We start from the raw sequence: 14887 nt of genomic DNA on the forward strand, positions 1-14887 counted from the left end.
CCCCGCGTGAGGCGGTGGTCCCTGTCCGCAGATTGCGCGGACCGGGGCCTCACGTCATGCCTGCTCCGGGGGCCGAGCCCCCGGAAACCCCGCGTGAGGCGGTGGTCCCTGTCCGCAGATTGCGCGGACCGGGGCCTCACGTCATGCCTGCTCCGGGGGCCGAGCCCCCGGAAACCCCGCGTTGCGGTGCTGGCGGCCGGGTGAATCTGTTGCGCTTCAATCGGCGGTGGGTCGCTGTGAGGTGGGCCCGGCGCGCTTCACTTCGCGGGCGGTGGCTGCGGGGTGGGCCCGGTGCGCTTTACTCTGCGGGCGGTGGCTGCGGGGTGGGTGTTGGCCAGCGGCCGCTGGGCGGCAGGTCGCCCAGGTGCTCCAGGCGGGCTCGGATGCCGCCCTCGGTGCGGCCGAACTCGGTGGCCAGGTCGGTGAGGGACGCGCCGGAGTGGAAGCGGGTGTGCAGGCGGGTGTCGTCCTCCGGGGTCCAGCGGGCGCCGCGGTTGGGCGGCCGGTCACGCTGCTGCGGGGGCGGTGGGACGCGGGCCGCCGGCGGGCGGGTCATGGCGATCAGGCCGGCCAGCGTGGAGCCGAGGACGTCGGTGAGGCCGGTCAGGTCGGACGGGGCGATGCCGCCGCTGATCTCGCTCACCACCCGGCCGTCGCCGTCACTGCTCACGATGCACAGATCGAGCCGGCGGTCATCGGTCGGGAAGACGGTGACCTGGTATTCCGTCTCGCCGATCAGGAGGCGGCGGTCGAGGGTGATCGGGGCGGTCAGGAGTGTCGTGTCGTTCATGGGGTGACCCTAGGGCTACCCTCTGACAGTTTCCCGGCGGCGGCGCGGGGCGGCCGCGGTCAGCGGAACCAGCGGCGCCGGGCCCCGGTGAGCCGGCCCATCCAGGCGCGGTAATGGGCGGCGAACGGCTCGTGGTTGCCGGCCAGGGCGTCGCGCAGCTCCGCGACGGCGCCGGTCGCCCGGGTCACCACCTCGTCGGGGTAACCGAAGCGGTGGCGGTGCTCGGCGAACTCGTCCTCGTCGTCGATCACCACGCGGTGGTCGGCGCGGTAGCGGATCAGGTCCAGATCCAGGTCGATCACGGTGAACTGGCCCGGTGCGGTCCGCTGCGCCGGGGTGGTCACGTCGCAGTAGACGTCCTTGCGGTTCGGCTCGGCCAGGAACATCGCCATCCACCAGCCGTCGTGCGGGAGCAGGCGGACCGAGTCCTCCCGGGTGAACTCGACCCGGCGCCACCCGTAGCTGTAGCGGACCACCGAGCCGCGCGGCGTGCCGATCCACGTGCCGTACTCGTCGGTGCCGAGCAGCCGGCCGGTGACCCGGCGGTGCGGGCGGCCGTCGTACTTGCGCAACATCAGCTCGACCACGTCCACGGCTGGAGAGGCTAGCCGCCGGCTCCCCATCGAGGGATTTCGGCCGTCGTGGCGGGACGGCGACTCCGGCCCGGTCGTTACCTCCGGGGTGAAGGTGGTCATCGACGGGCGATGCGTCCTGGACGAGACGGATCTGCACCTGCGGCTGGCGGGCGCCTTCGGTTACGGGCCCACCTACCGGCCGGGCCTGGTCTCGCTGCACCGCCGCCTGGCCGCCGGCGACCCCCGGCCGGTGCAGCTCACCTGCATCAACGGCACGGCGCTGCGGATGGTTCTGGGCAACGCCCGATTCGACGAGTTCGTCGCCCTGCTGCAGACCATCGAGGCCGGCGACGAGGGCAAGAACTGGGCCGACCGGTTCGTGTTCCGGCTCTTCGACTGAGCGCAACCAGGGTGCAACGGGGCCCGGCTCAACTCGGCCCACCGGCCACCGATTCCTATGGCACCTGCGGGGAACGCCCGCGGTGGGCGGGTCCGGGCCGGTTTCCCCTCGGCGGCCGGGGCCCGCCCGGAGGAACAGGCGAGACGCACGGAGGCCGGCATGGGCACGGAACTGCACATCGGCTCCGACTGCGAGAAGGTGGTCGTTTCTCCGTACCCGGTCAAGGCTCGCAGCGGACGGCTGCGCCGGACCCGGACCGGATCGTTGATCGAGGCCGTGCCGCGGCCGCCCTCGGGGCGCCGCCGCGAGGAGCGGCTGACCAGCGCCGCTCGGCTGGCGCTGCCGTTGATCCTGTTCTGCGCGGTGCTCAGCGCGTTCGGTCTGAGCTGGTGGCTGCCGGCCGCCGGCAGCGCCGCCCTGGTCGCCACGATGTGGCGGCTGCAGGCGCGCGCCGCGCAGCCGGCCGCGCTCGCCGTGCCGCGTGACCCGGACTCGCGGGTGCTCTGGACCGCGCCCGAGCGCACCGCGTTCGAGGGCGCCCTGATCGCCTCGCGCCGGGTCCGCAAGACCTGGCCGGCCCTCGCCGGCATGATCGACCCGGTCCTGGCCGACCGGTCGCTCACCCGCGCCCTGGACGAGCTGGCCGACGTGCTGTCGCAGCGGCAGGAGCTGCGCCGGCTGCGCGGCGAGCTGGCGGCGGTCCGCGAGGCGGACATCCCGGCGGACAGCCCGGCACGCTCGGCGGTCGCGGCGCAGTGCGAGCGGGCCGCGGAGCTGTGGCGCGAGGCGGACTCCGCCGTGCACCGGATCCTGGGCAGCATCGACACCGCGGCCCGGGCCGGCGAGAGCTTCATCCGCGAGCGTCAGGTGGCCGCCACCGCGCGGTACGCCGAGCGCACCCTCGCCCGGGTGACCGGTGCTCCCGCCGTGGCCGAGAGTGGACCGGAACTGGCCGACCGCACCGAGGCCGTGATCGCCGCCTACCGCGACCTGGCTGCCTGATCCGCGCGTTCACTCACGGCGCTCACCTGATCGGGTGACTCGCTGCAGGTCGCCGATGTGGATACGTTGGCAATCGACATGTGTACCCGGGTCCACCCTCCGGCACCGGCTGCCCGCTCGGCGTGGCGGTCAGGCCGCCCTGCGCGACGTGGACAGTTGGCGGGGAACGATCGGCCGGCCGGGCACCGGGCCGAGGGCCGCGGCGATCCGCTCCTGCACCATCTCGGCGTCCGGCAATCGCCAGCCCACCTGCTCCGGCGGGACGGCCCAGCGCACCGGGCCCTCGACCATGCGGCTCGGCGGCGCCGGGATCCACGATCCGACGCCGTGCCGGATCACGTCGAGACGCCGCTCCAGCTCCGGGCACAGGGGGCGGCCGGGGCGGACCATCAGCATCCAGCGTCCGGTGGCGGTGACCGCTGCCGGGCCGAGGCCGTGCGCCCGCCGGGCCAGCGGCGCCGGCACCTCCAGGACGTCGAAGCTCTCGCCGGTGGTGAGCAGGACGGCGTGCGGCCGGTGCCGCCACCAGCCGGTGATCCGGGCGGGGTCGCCGGAGGCGGACTCCGCCCAGGTGTCGAGCGCCGGATGGCACCCGGTGATCGGGCAGCCCGGCCGGTCACAGTGGAACCGGTGGCCGGTCAGGTACGACCCCGGCGTCACCGGCCAGCCGTGCTCGGCGTAACGCAGGGCGGCCCGGCGCAGGCGCACCCGGTCGAGTCGATCGAGAAGCGACGGTGGGACGAACGGCTGACTGCTGGTCCACTGCATGGCTCGATACCCCCGGAGGCGGATGGAGAGGCCGTATCCCGATGCGACGTTCGTCGTTGGCTCGGTCAGATCCACCCTTTGCAACTTGCAACGAAAACTACGAGCATCGGTGAGCAGGCGATCACACACGCTGTGCGATCTGTGCGCACGTGAGCGGTCCACACTGCGATTGACACCGGATGGCTCACCGGCGGATGAGCCGCCGGTTGAGTGGGGGAGGCACCGTGGACGAGCTGCCAATCGGCCGCCGCGTCGCCTATTGGCGGGGCCGACGCAAAATGTCCCAGCAGGTGTTCGCGGACCGGCTGGGCAAATCGAAGAGCTGGGTCGACAAGGTGGAGCGGGGAGTCCGCCGGCTCGACAAGTTCTCTGTCGTGTACGACATCGCCGACGTGCTCCAGGTCGATGTCCAGCTCCTGCTGGGCAAGGAGGTGGAGCGCAAGCCAGAGACGCAGAACTGCATCGACCAGGTGGAGGTCGAGGAGATTCGGGCGGCTCTGGAGCGATATGACCAGATGAGCGCTTTCTTTCAAGCGGTGCCACATTCACCGCCGCTTGCCGAGATGCGGAAAGCGGTCAGTCATGCCTGGCTGACCTACCAGCACGCCAAGTACGGCGTCCTGGCCCGCGCCCTGCCGAAGCTGCTGCGCGACGCGCAGGCCGCGGACAGCGCCCACGCGAACAGCGACGAGGCGCCGCACGCCGCGCACCTGCTCGGGCAGGTCTACCAGATCGCCTCGTCGGCGCTGCGCAAGGTCGGTGAGCACGAACTCTCCTGGCTGGCCGCGGACCGATCGATCGCGGTCTCGCAGCGGGCCGGCGACCAGCTGCTGGCCGGGCTGGCCAGTTACCGGGTGGGCAGCGCGCTGCTCGCGCTCGGGCGGGTGCGCCCGTCGCTCGAGGTGAACGTCAACATCGCCAACCGGCTCGCGCCGGGCCCGGACCGGGCCCGCGGGGAACAGCTCTCGGTGTACGGGATGCTGCTGCTCAACGGCGCGATGTCGGCCGCCCGGATCGGCGACAGCGCGACCGTACGGGATCTTCTCAGCGGGGCCGAGCAGGCGTCGCTGGAGCTGGGCGGCGACTTCAACCACTACTGGACCAGTTTCGGGCCGACCAACGTGCAGCTGCACCGCTGCGCGACCGCGGTCGAGCTCGGCGACGGCCGGCTGGCGGTGGAGGCGCACGAGCGGATGAACAAGGACGGGTTCAACGCCATGCTCCCGGAGCGGCGTGCCCATCACTACCTCGACATCGCCCGCGGTTACACGCAGGTCGGTGACGTGGAGAAGGCCGGCGAGATGCTGCTGGAGGGCGACCGGCTCGCCCCGTCCGAGATCCGCTGCCGGCCGCTCGCCCACGAAGTCCTTTCCGACGTGCTCCGGCGGACCCGGGGCGCGCCCCCGGCTCCCATCGCGGAGCTGGCAGAGCAGATGGGAGTCGGCGTATGAGGAGGGCCTCCTTCCGTTCTTGGGTGGCGGGTGGGGGGTTTTGCACGTGATGACGGGTAAAGCCTTACCCGGTGTGCTGTACGTGCTGGTCTGCGGCTCACCGATGGCCCGGGACGTCGGAATCCTCGTCACCCTCGCCCAGAACGAGGGCTGGGACGTGTGCGTGGTGACGACCCCGGACGGCCGCAAGTTCGTCGACGTGGCGGCTCTGCAGGCGCAGACCGGACATCCGGTGCGTTCCGCCTACAAGAGCCCCGGCGACCCGGACGTGCTGCCGCCCGCGGACGCGATGATCGTCGCTCCGGCCACCGTCAACACGGTCAACAAGTGGGCGGCCGGGATCACCGACACGCTGGTGCTCGGACTGCTCGTCGAGGGGTACGGCTACGGCGTGCCGACCGCCGTGGTGCCGTACACCAACAAGGTGATGGCGCTGCACCCGGCGCTGCACGAGAGCCTCGCCAAGCTGCGCGACTGGGGGGTACACGTGCTCTACGGCGAGGACGTCTGCCGGCTCGGCGGGCCCGGCCAGACCGACCGGTTCCGCGGGCAGTTCCCGTGGCGCCGGGCGCTGCAGGCCGTTACACCCACCGTCACGGCCGCGACCAGCCGAGTCGAGCCTGGGGCGGTTTCCTAGCCATATAGAGTTTGCCTTCGTGACCGACTGCACTGTCCGCGAAGTGGTGGACGCCCTGGACGCGCGGTACCCGCGGAGCTGGGCGGAGTCCTGGGACAAGGTCGGGCTGGTGCTCGGCGAGTTCGAGCACGCCGTCACCCGTGTCCTGTGCGTGGTCGACTGCGTGCCGGAGACCGTCGACGAGGCGCTCTCGATCGGGGCGGACCTGATCGTCGCCCACCACCCGTTGCTGCTCAAGCCGGTGTCGTCGATCGCCCCGGACACCTTCAAGGGCCGGATCGTGCACCGGCTGATCCGGGCCGGCGTGGCGCTCTACACCGCGCACACGAACGCGGACGTGGCCAATCCCGGTGTCTCCGACGCCCTCGCCGCCCGGCTGGGCCTGACCGCCCTGCGGCCGCTGGTGCCGGCCGAGGGTGCGGCCGCCGGTGACGGGCGGGGCCTGGGCCGGATCGGCGAGCTGCCGGGGCCGGTCACTCTCGCGGAGCTGGCAGGGCTCGCCGCGCGGAATCTGCCGCGGACGGCCGCCGGGGTGCGCGCGGCCGGCGATCCGGAGCGCGAGATCCGTACGGTCGCGGTCTGTGGTGGCGCGGGTGACTCCTTCCTGGCCGGCGCCGCGCGTGCCGGTGTCGATGCCTACCTCTGCGCCGATCTGCGGCATCACCCGGTGAGTGAGCATCTCGCCGATGGTGGCCCGGCGCTTCTCGACGTCGCACACTGGGCGAGCGAGCGTCCCTGGCTGGACGACGTGGCGGCCTGGCTGCGCTCCGAGTTCCCCCTCGACGTGGTGGTGTCCGACCTGGACACCGATCCCTGGACCGTCCATTCCGCTTCTGCGAAGGAGACCCACCCGTGAAGGCCGCCCCGGAAGCCCAGCGCCGCCTGCTCGACCTGCAGGCCGTCGACACCGCCCTGGCCCAGCTCACCCACCGGCGCAAGACGCTGCCCGAGCTGGCCGAGATCGACGCCGTCGCGCGGGAGCTCTCCGCGCTGGAGGACGAGCGGGTCCGTGCCCAGGTCGCGGTCGACGACCTGGACCGGGACATCTCCCGCTACGAGAAGGACATCGAGCAGGTGCGGATCCGCAAGGAGCGCGACGAGCAGCGGCTCAAGTCCGGTGGCGCGCTGAAGGAGATCGAGGGTCTCGAGCACGAGCTGGCCACGCTCAAACGCCGGCAGTCCGAGCTGGAGGACGCCGAGCTGGAGCTGATGGAGCAGCGGGAGACCGCGGCGGCCACGCTGGCCGAGGTGCAGGAGCGGTTGTCGGCGGCGGCCGGGCGGCGTGCCGACGCCGAGCGGCGCCGCGACGAGGGCCTCGCCGAGATCACCAAGGAGCAGGAGTTCAAGACGGCGGCCCGGGTGCCGCTCGCCGCGGACCTGCCGGCTGACCTGGTCACCCTCTACGACAAGATCCGCACCGAGACCGGGATGGGCGCGGCGCTGGTGCACGCGGGCCGCTGCGGCGCCTGCCGGATCGAGCTCTACGGCGCCGACCTGGCCCGGGTGAAGGCGGCCCCGGCCGACGAGGTGGTCCGCTGCGAGGAGTGCCGCCGGATCATGGTCCGGACCTCGGAGTCGGGCCTGTGAGTCTGCACGTCGTCGTCGAGGCGGACGGCGGGTCGCGGGGCAACCCGGGGCCGGCCGGTTACGGCGCGGTGGTCCGGGAGGCCGCCACCGGCGAGATCCTGCTGGAGCGCTACGACTCGCTCGGGATCGCCACGAACAACGTGGCCGAGTACTCCGGGCTGATCGCCGGCCTGCGCGCCGCCGCCGAGCTGAACGCCGACCGGGTCGACGTCCGGATGGACTCCAAGCTGGTCATCGAGCAGATGTGCGGCCGCTGGCAGATCAAGAACGCGGGTCTGCGGCCGCTCGCGGCCGAGGCGGCCGCGCTGGTCGGCAAGTTCGGCGAGGTCACCTTCGACTGGATCCCCCGGGACCGGAACAAGGCGGCCGACGCGCTGGCCAACCGGGCGATGGACGAGGCAGCCGGCAAGCGGGTCCCGGACGTGACGCCCGAACCCGCGGCGCCGGCCAAGCCGCGCTCGTGGGCGCCGCCGTCGCTGGAGCACGCGACCCGGATCATCCTGGTCCGGCACGGTTCGACGTCGCTGACCTCGCAGGGCCGCTACTCCGGGCGCGGCGACGTGCCGCTCACCGACGAGGGCGAGGCGCAGGCCATGGCCGCGGCCGGGCGGGTGGCGGGCATCAGCCGCGACGTCGCGGCGGTCCTCAGCTCACCCCTTTCCCGGTGTACGCGTACGGCTGAGCTGATCGCCGCCGAGGTGGGTGGCGTGCCGGTGACGGTGCTGGACGACCTGATCGAGTGCGACTTCGGCGCCTGGGAGGCCCGCACCTTCGCCGAGGTGCAGGAGACGTGGCCGGACGAGATGACGGCGTGGCTGGAGTCGACCAGTGTCGCCCCGCCGGGCGGGGAGTCCTTCCAGGCGGTCGCCAAACGAGTGCGGGCTGCCATGGCGACCGTGCTCTCGGCGTACCCCGGGAAGACCGTCGTGCTGGTGTCGCACGTCTCGCCGATCAAGCTGATCCTGCGGGACGCGCTCGCCGCAGGCGACGCGTTCCTGCACCGGCTCTTCCTGGACGCCGCCGGGGTCTCCACGATGGACGTCTGGCCGGACGGCAACATCGCGGTGCGCTCGGTCAACGAGACGGCTCATCTTCGATAGGCGAGGTTATTGACCCTTCGGGGCGGGACGTTTAGCTTCCTCGATTAGGAAACTTTCTTCAACGTTTCGCCCTGGAGGGCTCATGCGCGGTTTCACCCGCCGCCTCGTCGCCGTGACGGCTGCCGCCGCGGCCGTCGTGGCTGCCGCACCGACTCCCGCACAGGCACATGGGAACGACTCATATCTCAAGGTCGCCTACTTCACCCAGTGGGGCATCTACGGCCGGGACTTCCAGCTCGCCGATGTGCAGCAGTCCGGCGCGGCGGCCAAGCTGACCCACATCAACTACGCGTTCGGGCCGGTCACCGCCGCCGGGGTCTGCGACTCGGCCGACCCATGGGCCGACTGGCAGACGCCGTTCTCCGCGGAGAACAGCGTGGACGGCGTCGCCGACGTGGCCGGCCAGCCGATCGCCGGCAACCTCAACCAGCTGGCCGAGATCAAGAAGAAGAACCCCAAGCTCAAGGCGCTGATCTCGCTCGGCGGCTGGACCGGCTCGGCGTACTTCTCGGACGCCGTCCTGACCGACGCCTCGCGCAAGAAGCTGGTCTCGTCCTGCATCGACCTGTGGATCAAGGGCAACCTGCCGGGTCTGCCGGCGGGCACCGCGGCCGGCATCTTCGACGGCATCGACCTGGACTGGGAGTGGCCCGGCTCGTCCGGCAACGCCGGCAACATCATCCGGCCCGAGGACAAGCAGAACTTCACCGCGCTGCTCGCCGAGTTCCGTACCCAGCTCGACAAGCTCGGCCGGGCCAACCGGAAGAAGTACGAGCTCACCGCGTTCGTGCCGGCCGCGCCCGCGAAGATCACCGCCGGCTTCGAGGTCGACAAGATCTTCAAGTACCTGGACTTCGCGACCGTGCAGGGCTACGACTTCCACGGCACCTGGGAGCCGGTCGCCAACCAGCAGTCGGCGCTGCGGGTGCCGAAGGGCGCGCCCGACAACCCCGACTTCTCGGTGGAGAACACGATCAACGCGTGGATCGCCGGCGGGGCGCCGAAGCGCAAGCTGATCCTCGGCGTGCCGTACTACGGGCAGGGCTGGACCGGAGTCACCGGCGGCCGCGACGGCCTGTTCGGCGCCGCCACCGGCCCGGCGCCGAGCGCCTTCGGCGGCGGCACCGAGGACTACAAGCGCCTCAAGCAGCTTCCGGCGCAGGGTTACACCGTGCACCGCGACCTGCTCAACGGGCACGCCTGGCTCTACGACGGGACGACCTTCTGGACGTACGACGACCCGGCCGTGCTGCTGCAGAAGTCGCTCTACATCCGGCTCAAGGGTCTCGGCGGCGCGATGATGTGGTCGCTCGACGGTGACGACGAGAAGGCCTCGCTGACCAAGGCGATCGCCGCCGGCCTGCAGTAGGGGCGTTTCGGTCCGCGCGCCCGTCCGGATACAACTTTGGATGGACGCGCGGACCGGTCCGCGGCGATAGATTCCCGGTCGAGGTCCGATCGACGGGGGAATCGATGAGTGCCGCGAGAAAGAATCTGCTGACCGGCTCGGCGACACTGGTCGTCGGCCTGCTGCTCTGGCTGTTCGCCGGTGACGTCGAGATCCCGGTCCTCACCTTGACCAAGGTCGGGGTCGTCATGATGGTGGTCGGCGGCCTGGAGCTGGCCTACGGCCTTTACCTCACCGCCCGCGGGCCGGGCGCCGCGCGGCGCTGACCCATGGCGGTCCTCGCTCCGGCCCGGCGCCGGGAATCCCGGGTCCTGCTGGCCGCGACGCTGGCGAACGGCCCGGTCGAGCTGCTCGACTTCCTCCTGCCGCTGTGGGCCGGCGCGGCCCTGGGCGCGAGCGCCACCCAGGTGGGTGCGCTGGTCGCGGCGGAGCTGGCGGTGTCGGTGGTGGTCCGCCCGTTCGCCGGGATGCTCGCCGACGCGTGCGAGCGCCGGTTCGTGGCCGCCGCCGGCGCACTGATCTACGCGCTCTCCTGCCTCGGATACGCGCTGGCCGGCGGCCTGCCGCAGGCCTACGCGGCGGCGGTGCTCGGTGGCCTGGGCGGGGCACTGCTCTGGGTGGCCGTGCGGGCGATGGCCGGCGAGCGGCTGGCCGAGGACAGCGCCGTCTACCCGCGCCTGACCGCCGCGGAGGAGACCGGTGCGTGGGTGGCCTTCGTCGCGGGCCTGTCGCTGCTCAGCCTCTTCGGCTACCGGACCGTCTTCCTCGCCTGCGCGGGCGCGTGCCTGGCCGCCGCCGTGGCGCTGGCGAGCGCACCGCGGCGGGTGGTGCCCGCGGCGCCGGAGCTTCCCGGTGGCGTCGCGCGGCGGCTGCGCCCGATGCTGCTGGCCGTCCTGGTGACCATGGCGGCGGAGGCGGCGATCGCCCTGCTCCTGCTGCTGCACCTGCAGCGGCACTTCCAGCTGGAGATCGTCCAGATCGCGTACGTGTTCCTGCCGGGTGCGATCGCGATGGCGGTGCTCCCCGTGCATCTGCATCGGTTCGTGCTCCGCTTCGGCCGGGTCCGCGTCCTGGCGCTGGCGTCGATCTCCAGCGCGGTGTTCGCGACCGGGCTGGCCTGGGCGCCGCACCCGGTGGTGATCGCGCTGCTCTGGGTGCTCAGCGGCGTGGCGTGGGCGGCCGTGATCCCGGTCCAGCAGGCGGTCGTCGCCGAGGCGTCCGGCGCCCGGGTCGGCCGCGGCATGGGTCTCTACGAGTCGGCGGTCCTGCTCGGCTCGCTGGCCGGTTCGCTGCTCGCCGGAACCCTCTACGACGTGTCGCCGTGGCCGGTGGCCTGCCTGGCCCTCGCCGTGATCATCCTGGCCGGCGCCGGTCTGGTGCCGTGGTCGGTGCGGGCCCTGGGCGTCGCCGATCGTCCGGCCCCGGCCGATCGTCCCGCCCGCGCCGATCGTCCCGCCTCCGTGGTGCCGCCGGAGCAGCGTGTGGAGGTGCGCACCGATCCGCGCCCGAAACCGGCACGCTCCGCGGGGCGGAAGCTCGGTGAGCACGTCGCGCTCTACCTGGCGGTGCAGGCCGTCCTCGCTGTCCTCGATCTCTCCTGGGTGCGCGATCTCGCCACCGGCGCCGTCGACCCGCTCAGCGGGCAACGTGACGTGCCGTTGGAGGGGCTCGCCGGCATCGCCTACGGCGCGGGCCGGGTCTGGACGATCATCGTGGTGATCGATGTGATCTGGACAGCCGTGACGGTCTTCCGGCAGCGGCGATGACCGCCCGTTCGGCGCAAGACCACACCCGTTCGGCGCATCGGGGATCGCCCGATCATCCGAGCGCTCGTTAGCGTGACGTGAACCACACGCACTGCTGACGAAGGAGTCCCATGGCTGAGCCGGACCGCCCGCCGCGCAGCGATAGAAGCCCCTGGAACTGGCTGCTTCTCATCCCGATCGTGGTGCCGCTGCTGACCTTCCTCTACAACCACGACGAGCCGCGCCTGGCCGGCTTCCCGCTCTTCTACTGGCTGCAGTTCGCCTTCATCCTGCTCGGCGTCACCACCACCACGGTGGTCTACCAGATGACGAAGCGGAGCCGGCGATGAGAGATCACATCACCGAGATCGTCATCTTCACGCTGCTGTTCCTGCTGGTCAGCGGGATGGGCTTCGTCGCGTCCCGGTGGCGGGCCCCGAAGGACATGGCCCACCTCGACGAGTGGGGACTGGGCGGGCGCAGCTTCGGCGGCTGGATCACCTGGTTCCTGGTCGGCGGTGACCTGTACACGGCGTACACCTTCGTCGCGGTGCCGGCGCTGATCTTCGGGGCCGGGGCGGCCGGGTTCTTCGCGGTGCCCTACACCGTGGTCATCTACCCGCTGTTCTTCCTGATCCTGATCCGGCTCTGGTCGGTGTCGCACCGGCACGGCTTCGTCACCCCGGCCGACTTCGTACGGACCCGGTTCGACTCGCCGACCCTGGCGCTGCTGGTCGCGATCACCGGGATCGTGGCGACCATGCCGTACATCGCGCTGCAGTTGATCGGCATCGAAGCGGTGCTCAAGACGATGGGCGTGACCGGGGAGAGCGCACTCGCCCGGCACCTGCCGATCATTATCGCGTTCGCCATCCTGGCCGCTTACACGTACCAGTCCGGGCTGCGGGCGCCGGCGCTGATCGCGTTCGTGAAGGACACGCTGATCTACATCGTGATCCTGGTGGCGGTGCTCTGGCTGCCGTACAAGCTCGGCGGCTGGGGTGCGATCTTCGACGCCGCGGACCAGAAGTTCCAGGCGTCACCGAACCCGAACGACGGCATCCTGCTCAGCGCCAACAACCAGGTGCAGTACTTCACCCTGGCGCTCGGGTCGGCGCTGGCGCTCTTCCTCTACCCGCACAGCATCACGGGCGTGCTGGCCAGCCGGAACCGGGACGTGATCAAGCGGAACATGTCGGCGCTGCCGGCGTACAGTCTGCTGCTCGGCCTGATCGCGCTGCTGGGTTACATGGCCATCTCGGCCGGGGTGAAGCCCCTGCCGGGGGCGAACCCCGGCAGCGTGGACAGCAACACCGTGGTGCCGCTGCTGTTCGACCAGCAGTTCCCGTCCTGGTTCGCGGGTATCGCGTTCGCCGCGATCGGCATCGGCGCGCTGGTGCCGGCCGCGATCATGTCGATCGCCGCGGCGAACCTGTTCACCCGCAACATCTACAAGGAGTACCTGCGCAAGGACGCCACCCACGCGCAGGAGGCGAACGTCGCCAAGATCACCTCGCTGGTGGTGAAGGTCGGCGCGGTGGCCTGCATCGTCTTCCTGGACCCGCAGTTCTCCATCGACCTGCAGCTCATCGGCGGCGTGATCATCCTGCAGACGGCGCCGGCCGTGGTGATCGGCCTCTACACCCGCTGGCTGCACCGGGGTGCGCTGATCGCGGGCTGGGCGGCCGGCATGGCCCTCGGGTTCTGGATGCTCTGGCAGATCCCGAACGCCGCGACCGGGCGCAAGCACTTCGGCGGCTCGGCGTTCCCGCTCGCCGACTTCGGGTTCGACACCCAGAAGACGATCTACGTCGGGTTCGTCACGGTGCTGGTGAACCTGCTGGTCGCGGCCGTCATCACGCTGGTGCTGCGGGCCGCGAAGACACCCGAGGGGGAGGACGGCACCACGCCGGACGACTATTTCGCCGACGAGGGCGACCCGCGGATCGAACGGCAGCGCGACACCACCGTGGACAGCGTCTCGTCGACGTAGCGACGGGCGGCCTCGTCACGTCCTCATGTGGCGAGGCCGCTTTATCCGGAATCGGAGCGCCACTCGCGTCCCTTCCGCTAGCGTTTGTCTCTGGCGTCGCCTTTGTCGCTCCGGTGCGGCGCGCTGCCGTCCCCCGGAGGAGCTTGCGTTGCCGACCCAGCCGACTCTCACGCAGCAGTTCGCGACCGAGTACGCCAAAGGCGCCGTGCCCGGCATGCTGCGCGCCATCCGGATCATCAAGCGGGCCAACGGCCTGATCCTGATCGGCGCACTCACCGCCAGCTACCTGCATCAGGCGCACTACCTGGCCCAACTCGGCGCCGGCATGTTCGCCTGGATCGTGCCGGCCGTCTTCGACCTGGCCATGCTCTCCATGCTGACGATCACCCAGACCACCGGTATGGCGGTCGACGCCAAACGGGCCGCCATGAAGATCCTCGTCGTCGTGGTGACCATCTCCGCGGCGGTCAACTTCGCCGCACCCGGCCCGCTCGGCCTGCGGATCATCTTCGCCCTGGTGGTCGGCCTGGTCGCCGGCGTCGAGTGGGTGGCCGCCAAGATCCGGCCGGACTTCGCGGCGATCGAGGAACGCGAGGTCTCGGTGATCACCGAGGTGCGGCCCAACCGCAAACTCGACCCCGAGGTGGCACGGGCCCGCGCGGCCAAGGCCGCCGAGACCCGCCGGGCGAACCAGGCGGCGAAGGCGGCGGAGGAGTCGGCGCGGGCCGAGGCGGCCCGCCTCCGGGCGGCCAGGGCCGCCGAACGGGCCCGCGAGCGGGCCGCCAAGGACGTCATGGACCAGGCCGAGATCACCCAGTTCCTGGACGGCGGGCGTACGGTCGTCGGCGCCCACCGCGCGCCATGACCCGGCCGTGGATCTGATTGGATGTCCCGGTGACGTTCACTGTGACCGACGTGCCCGACCGCGAACGCTTCGAGGCGCGCGACGAGGCGGGCACCCTCGCCGGCGTCGTCACCTATCAGCTGAGCGGCGTGATCGTCGTCTACACCCACACCGAGGTGGTCCCGGAGTTCGAGGGCCAGGGCGTCGGCGCCCTGCTGGCCCGCGCGGTGATGGACGACGCCCGCGCCAGGTCCCGCACCGTAGTGCCGATGTGCCCGTTCCTGTCCGGCTGGCTCGACAAGCACCCCGAGTACGACAAGCTGGTCGCCCGCACCACCCGCCGGGTTAAGTAGCCCGTGCGGGGATAGGCCACGATAGGTGCGTGACGGACGAGGCCCGCACCGAAAGCGTTCGCTGGCCGTGGTTGCTGTCGGACAGCGGCATCGTCGCCGTCGTTCTGACCGTGACCGGCCTCGGCATCGCCGCCCTAGTTGTGATGTCCAGCCAGGTTGTTCAACCGGGTGATGGGTGCGCGTTTGCCGATGGCGGTGTGGGGTCGATGGTGGTTGTAGTCGTGCAGGAATGCC

At 71.4% G+C, this 14887-nt stretch carries 18 protein-coding genes; 15 read left to right on the forward strand and 3 right to left on the reverse strand.

Annotated features, from left to right (window positions below; all coding sequences use genetic code 11):
• Window positions 1-298: 298 nt before the first annotated feature.
• Both AB0F81_RS42910 and AB0F81_RS42915 read right to left on the reverse strand, forming a co-directional pair.
• A complete protein-coding gene (locus AB0F81_RS42910; protein WP_360208295.1) occupies window positions 299-790 on the reverse strand; it encodes a hypothetical protein in 492 nt (163 codons plus the stop codon).
• Between the two features lie 59 nt (window positions 791-849).
• Window positions 850-1383, reverse strand: coding sequence for a DUF402 domain-containing protein (locus AB0F81_RS42915; RefSeq protein ID WP_360208297.1), 534 nt, complete (start codon window positions 1381-1383; stop codon window positions 850-852).
• A gap of 94 nt (window positions 1384-1477) precedes the next feature.
• On the opposite strand from AB0F81_RS42915, the gene AB0F81_RS42920 reads away from it, so the two are divergent.
• Both AB0F81_RS42920 and AB0F81_RS42925 read left to right on the forward strand, forming a co-directional pair.
• Window positions 1478-1765 carry a hypothetical protein gene (locus AB0F81_RS42920; RefSeq protein WP_360208300.1) on the forward strand — a complete coding sequence of 96 codons (288 nt, stop codon included), beginning with the start codon at window positions 1478-1480 and terminating at the stop codon, window positions 1763-1765.
• Between the two features lie 159 nt (window positions 1766-1924).
• Window positions 1925-2767, forward strand: a complete 843-nt coding sequence (locus AB0F81_RS42925) for a hypothetical protein (RefSeq protein ID WP_360208302.1) — start codon at window positions 1925-1927, stop codon at window positions 2765-2767.
• Between the two features lie 129 nt (window positions 2768-2896).
• Here the strand turns inward: AB0F81_RS42925 and AB0F81_RS42930 are convergent, their stop codons facing one another.
• Complete coding sequence (locus AB0F81_RS42930; RefSeq protein ID WP_360208304.1) at window positions 2897-3535, reverse strand: bifunctional DNA primase/polymerase; 639 nt, start codon at window positions 3533-3535, stop codon at window positions 2897-2899.
• Between the two features lie 224 nt (window positions 3536-3759).
• On the opposite strand from AB0F81_RS42930, the gene AB0F81_RS42935 reads away from it, so the two are divergent.
• The 13 genes from AB0F81_RS42935 to AB0F81_RS42995 all read left to right on the forward strand — a co-directional run.
• The gene (locus AB0F81_RS42935; RefSeq protein WP_360208307.1) at window positions 3760-4986 is read left to right on the forward strand and encodes a helix-turn-helix domain-containing protein; all 1227 of its coding nucleotides are present in this window, start codon (window positions 3760-3762) and stop codon (window positions 4984-4986) included.
• 49 nt (window positions 4987-5035) lie between these two features.
• Window positions 5036-5623, forward strand: a complete 588-nt coding sequence (locus tag AB0F81_RS42940; RefSeq protein ID WP_360208309.1) for a flavoprotein — start codon at window positions 5036-5038, stop codon at window positions 5621-5623.
• Between the two features lie 19 nt (window positions 5624-5642).
• A complete protein-coding gene (locus tag AB0F81_RS42945; RefSeq protein WP_360208311.1) occupies window positions 5643-6479 on the forward strand; it encodes a Nif3-like dinuclear metal center hexameric protein in 837 nt (278 codons plus the stop codon).
• Window positions 6476-7210 carry a C4-type zinc ribbon domain-containing protein gene (locus AB0F81_RS42950; RefSeq protein WP_360208314.1) on the forward strand — a complete coding sequence of 245 codons (735 nt, stop codon included), beginning with the start codon at window positions 6476-6478 and terminating at the stop codon, window positions 7208-7210. The genes AB0F81_RS42945 and AB0F81_RS42950 overlap by 4 nt, the downstream gene beginning before the upstream one ends.
• On the forward strand, window positions 7207-8310 hold the full coding sequence (locus AB0F81_RS42955; RefSeq protein ID WP_360208317.1) for a bifunctional RNase H/acid phosphatase: 1104 nt from the start codon (window positions 7207-7209) through the stop codon (window positions 8308-8310). Before AB0F81_RS42950 ends, AB0F81_RS42955 begins: the two co-directional genes overlap by 4 nt.
• An 82-nt stretch (window positions 8311-8392) precedes the next feature.
• Window positions 8393-9679, forward strand: coding sequence for a glycoside hydrolase family 18 protein (locus tag AB0F81_RS42960; RefSeq protein WP_360208319.1), 1287 nt, complete (start codon window positions 8393-8395; stop codon window positions 9677-9679).
• 104 nt (window positions 9680-9783) lie between these two features.
• A complete protein-coding gene (locus AB0F81_RS42965; protein ID WP_360208322.1) occupies window positions 9784-9984 on the forward strand; it encodes a DUF5708 family protein in 201 nt (66 codons plus the stop codon).
• Between the two features lie 3 nt (window positions 9985-9987).
• Window positions 9988-11484, forward strand: coding sequence for an MFS transporter (locus AB0F81_RS42970; RefSeq protein ID WP_360208325.1), 1497 nt, complete (start codon window positions 9988-9990; stop codon window positions 11482-11484).
• Between the two features lie 110 nt (window positions 11485-11594).
• A complete protein-coding gene (locus AB0F81_RS42975) occupies window positions 11595-11813 on the forward strand; it encodes a DUF3311 domain-containing protein (protein ID WP_360208328.1) in 219 nt (72 codons plus the stop codon).
• Window positions 11810-13456, forward strand: a complete 1647-nt coding sequence (gene mctP, locus AB0F81_RS42980) for a monocarboxylate uptake permease MctP (RefSeq protein WP_360208331.1) — start codon at window positions 11810-11812, stop codon at window positions 13454-13456. Before AB0F81_RS42975 ends, mctP begins: the two co-directional genes overlap by 4 nt.
• 148 nt (window positions 13457-13604) lie before the next feature.
• On the forward strand, window positions 13605-14321 hold the full coding sequence (locus AB0F81_RS42985; protein ID WP_360208333.1) for a hypothetical protein: 717 nt from the start codon (window positions 13605-13607) through the stop codon (window positions 14319-14321).
• A 29-nt stretch (window positions 14322-14350) separates the two neighbouring features.
• On the forward strand, window positions 14351-14653 hold the full coding sequence (locus AB0F81_RS42990; protein WP_360208336.1) for a GNAT family N-acetyltransferase: 303 nt from the start codon (window positions 14351-14353) through the stop codon (window positions 14651-14653).
• A gap of 29 nt (window positions 14654-14682) precedes the next feature.
• Window positions 14683-14887, forward strand: a 205-nt coding sequence (locus AB0F81_RS42995; protein ID WP_360208339.1) for a hypothetical protein, incomplete at its 3' end; no start/stop codon positions are given.

The organism is Actinoplanes sp. NPDC024001 (assembly GCF_040638955.1).
Classification (GTDB): Bacteria; Actinomycetota; Actinomycetes; order Mycobacteriales; family Micromonosporaceae; genus Actinoplanes.

Excerpts from the sequence above, each read along its gene's own strand:
- AB0F81_RS42910 (WP_360208295.1), bottom strand. The coding sequence starts at position 790 with ATGAACGACACGACACTCCTGACCGCCCCGATCACCCTCGACCGCCGC.
- AB0F81_RS42925 (WP_360208302.1), top strand. The coding sequence starts at position 1,925 with ATGGGCACGGAACTGCACATCGGCTCCGACTGCGAGAAGGTGGTCGTT.
- AB0F81_RS42930 (WP_360208304.1), bottom strand. The coding sequence starts at position 3,535 with ATGCAGTGGACCAGCAGTCAGCCGTTCGTCCCACCGTCGCTTCTCGAT.
- AB0F81_RS42940 (WP_360208309.1), top strand. The coding sequence starts at position 5,036 with ATGACGGGTAAAGCCTTACCCGGTGTGCTGTACGTGCTGGTCTGCGGC.
- AB0F81_RS42960 (WP_360208319.1), top strand. The coding sequence starts at position 8,393 with ATGCGCGGTTTCACCCGCCGCCTCGTCGCCGTGACGGCTGCCGCCGCG.
- AB0F81_RS42965 (WP_360208322.1), top strand. The coding sequence starts at position 9,784 with ATGAGTGCCGCGAGAAAGAATCTGCTGACCGGCTCGGCGACACTGGTC.
- AB0F81_RS42970 (WP_360208325.1), top strand. The coding sequence starts at position 9,988 with ATGGCGGTCCTCGCTCCGGCCCGGCGCCGGGAATCCCGGGTCCTGCTG.
- AB0F81_RS42975 (WP_360208328.1), top strand. The coding sequence starts at position 11,595 with ATGGCTGAGCCGGACCGCCCGCCGCGCAGCGATAGAAGCCCCTGGAAC.
- mctP (WP_360208331.1), top strand. The coding sequence starts at position 11,810 with ATGAGAGATCACATCACCGAGATCGTCATCTTCACGCTGCTGTTCCTG.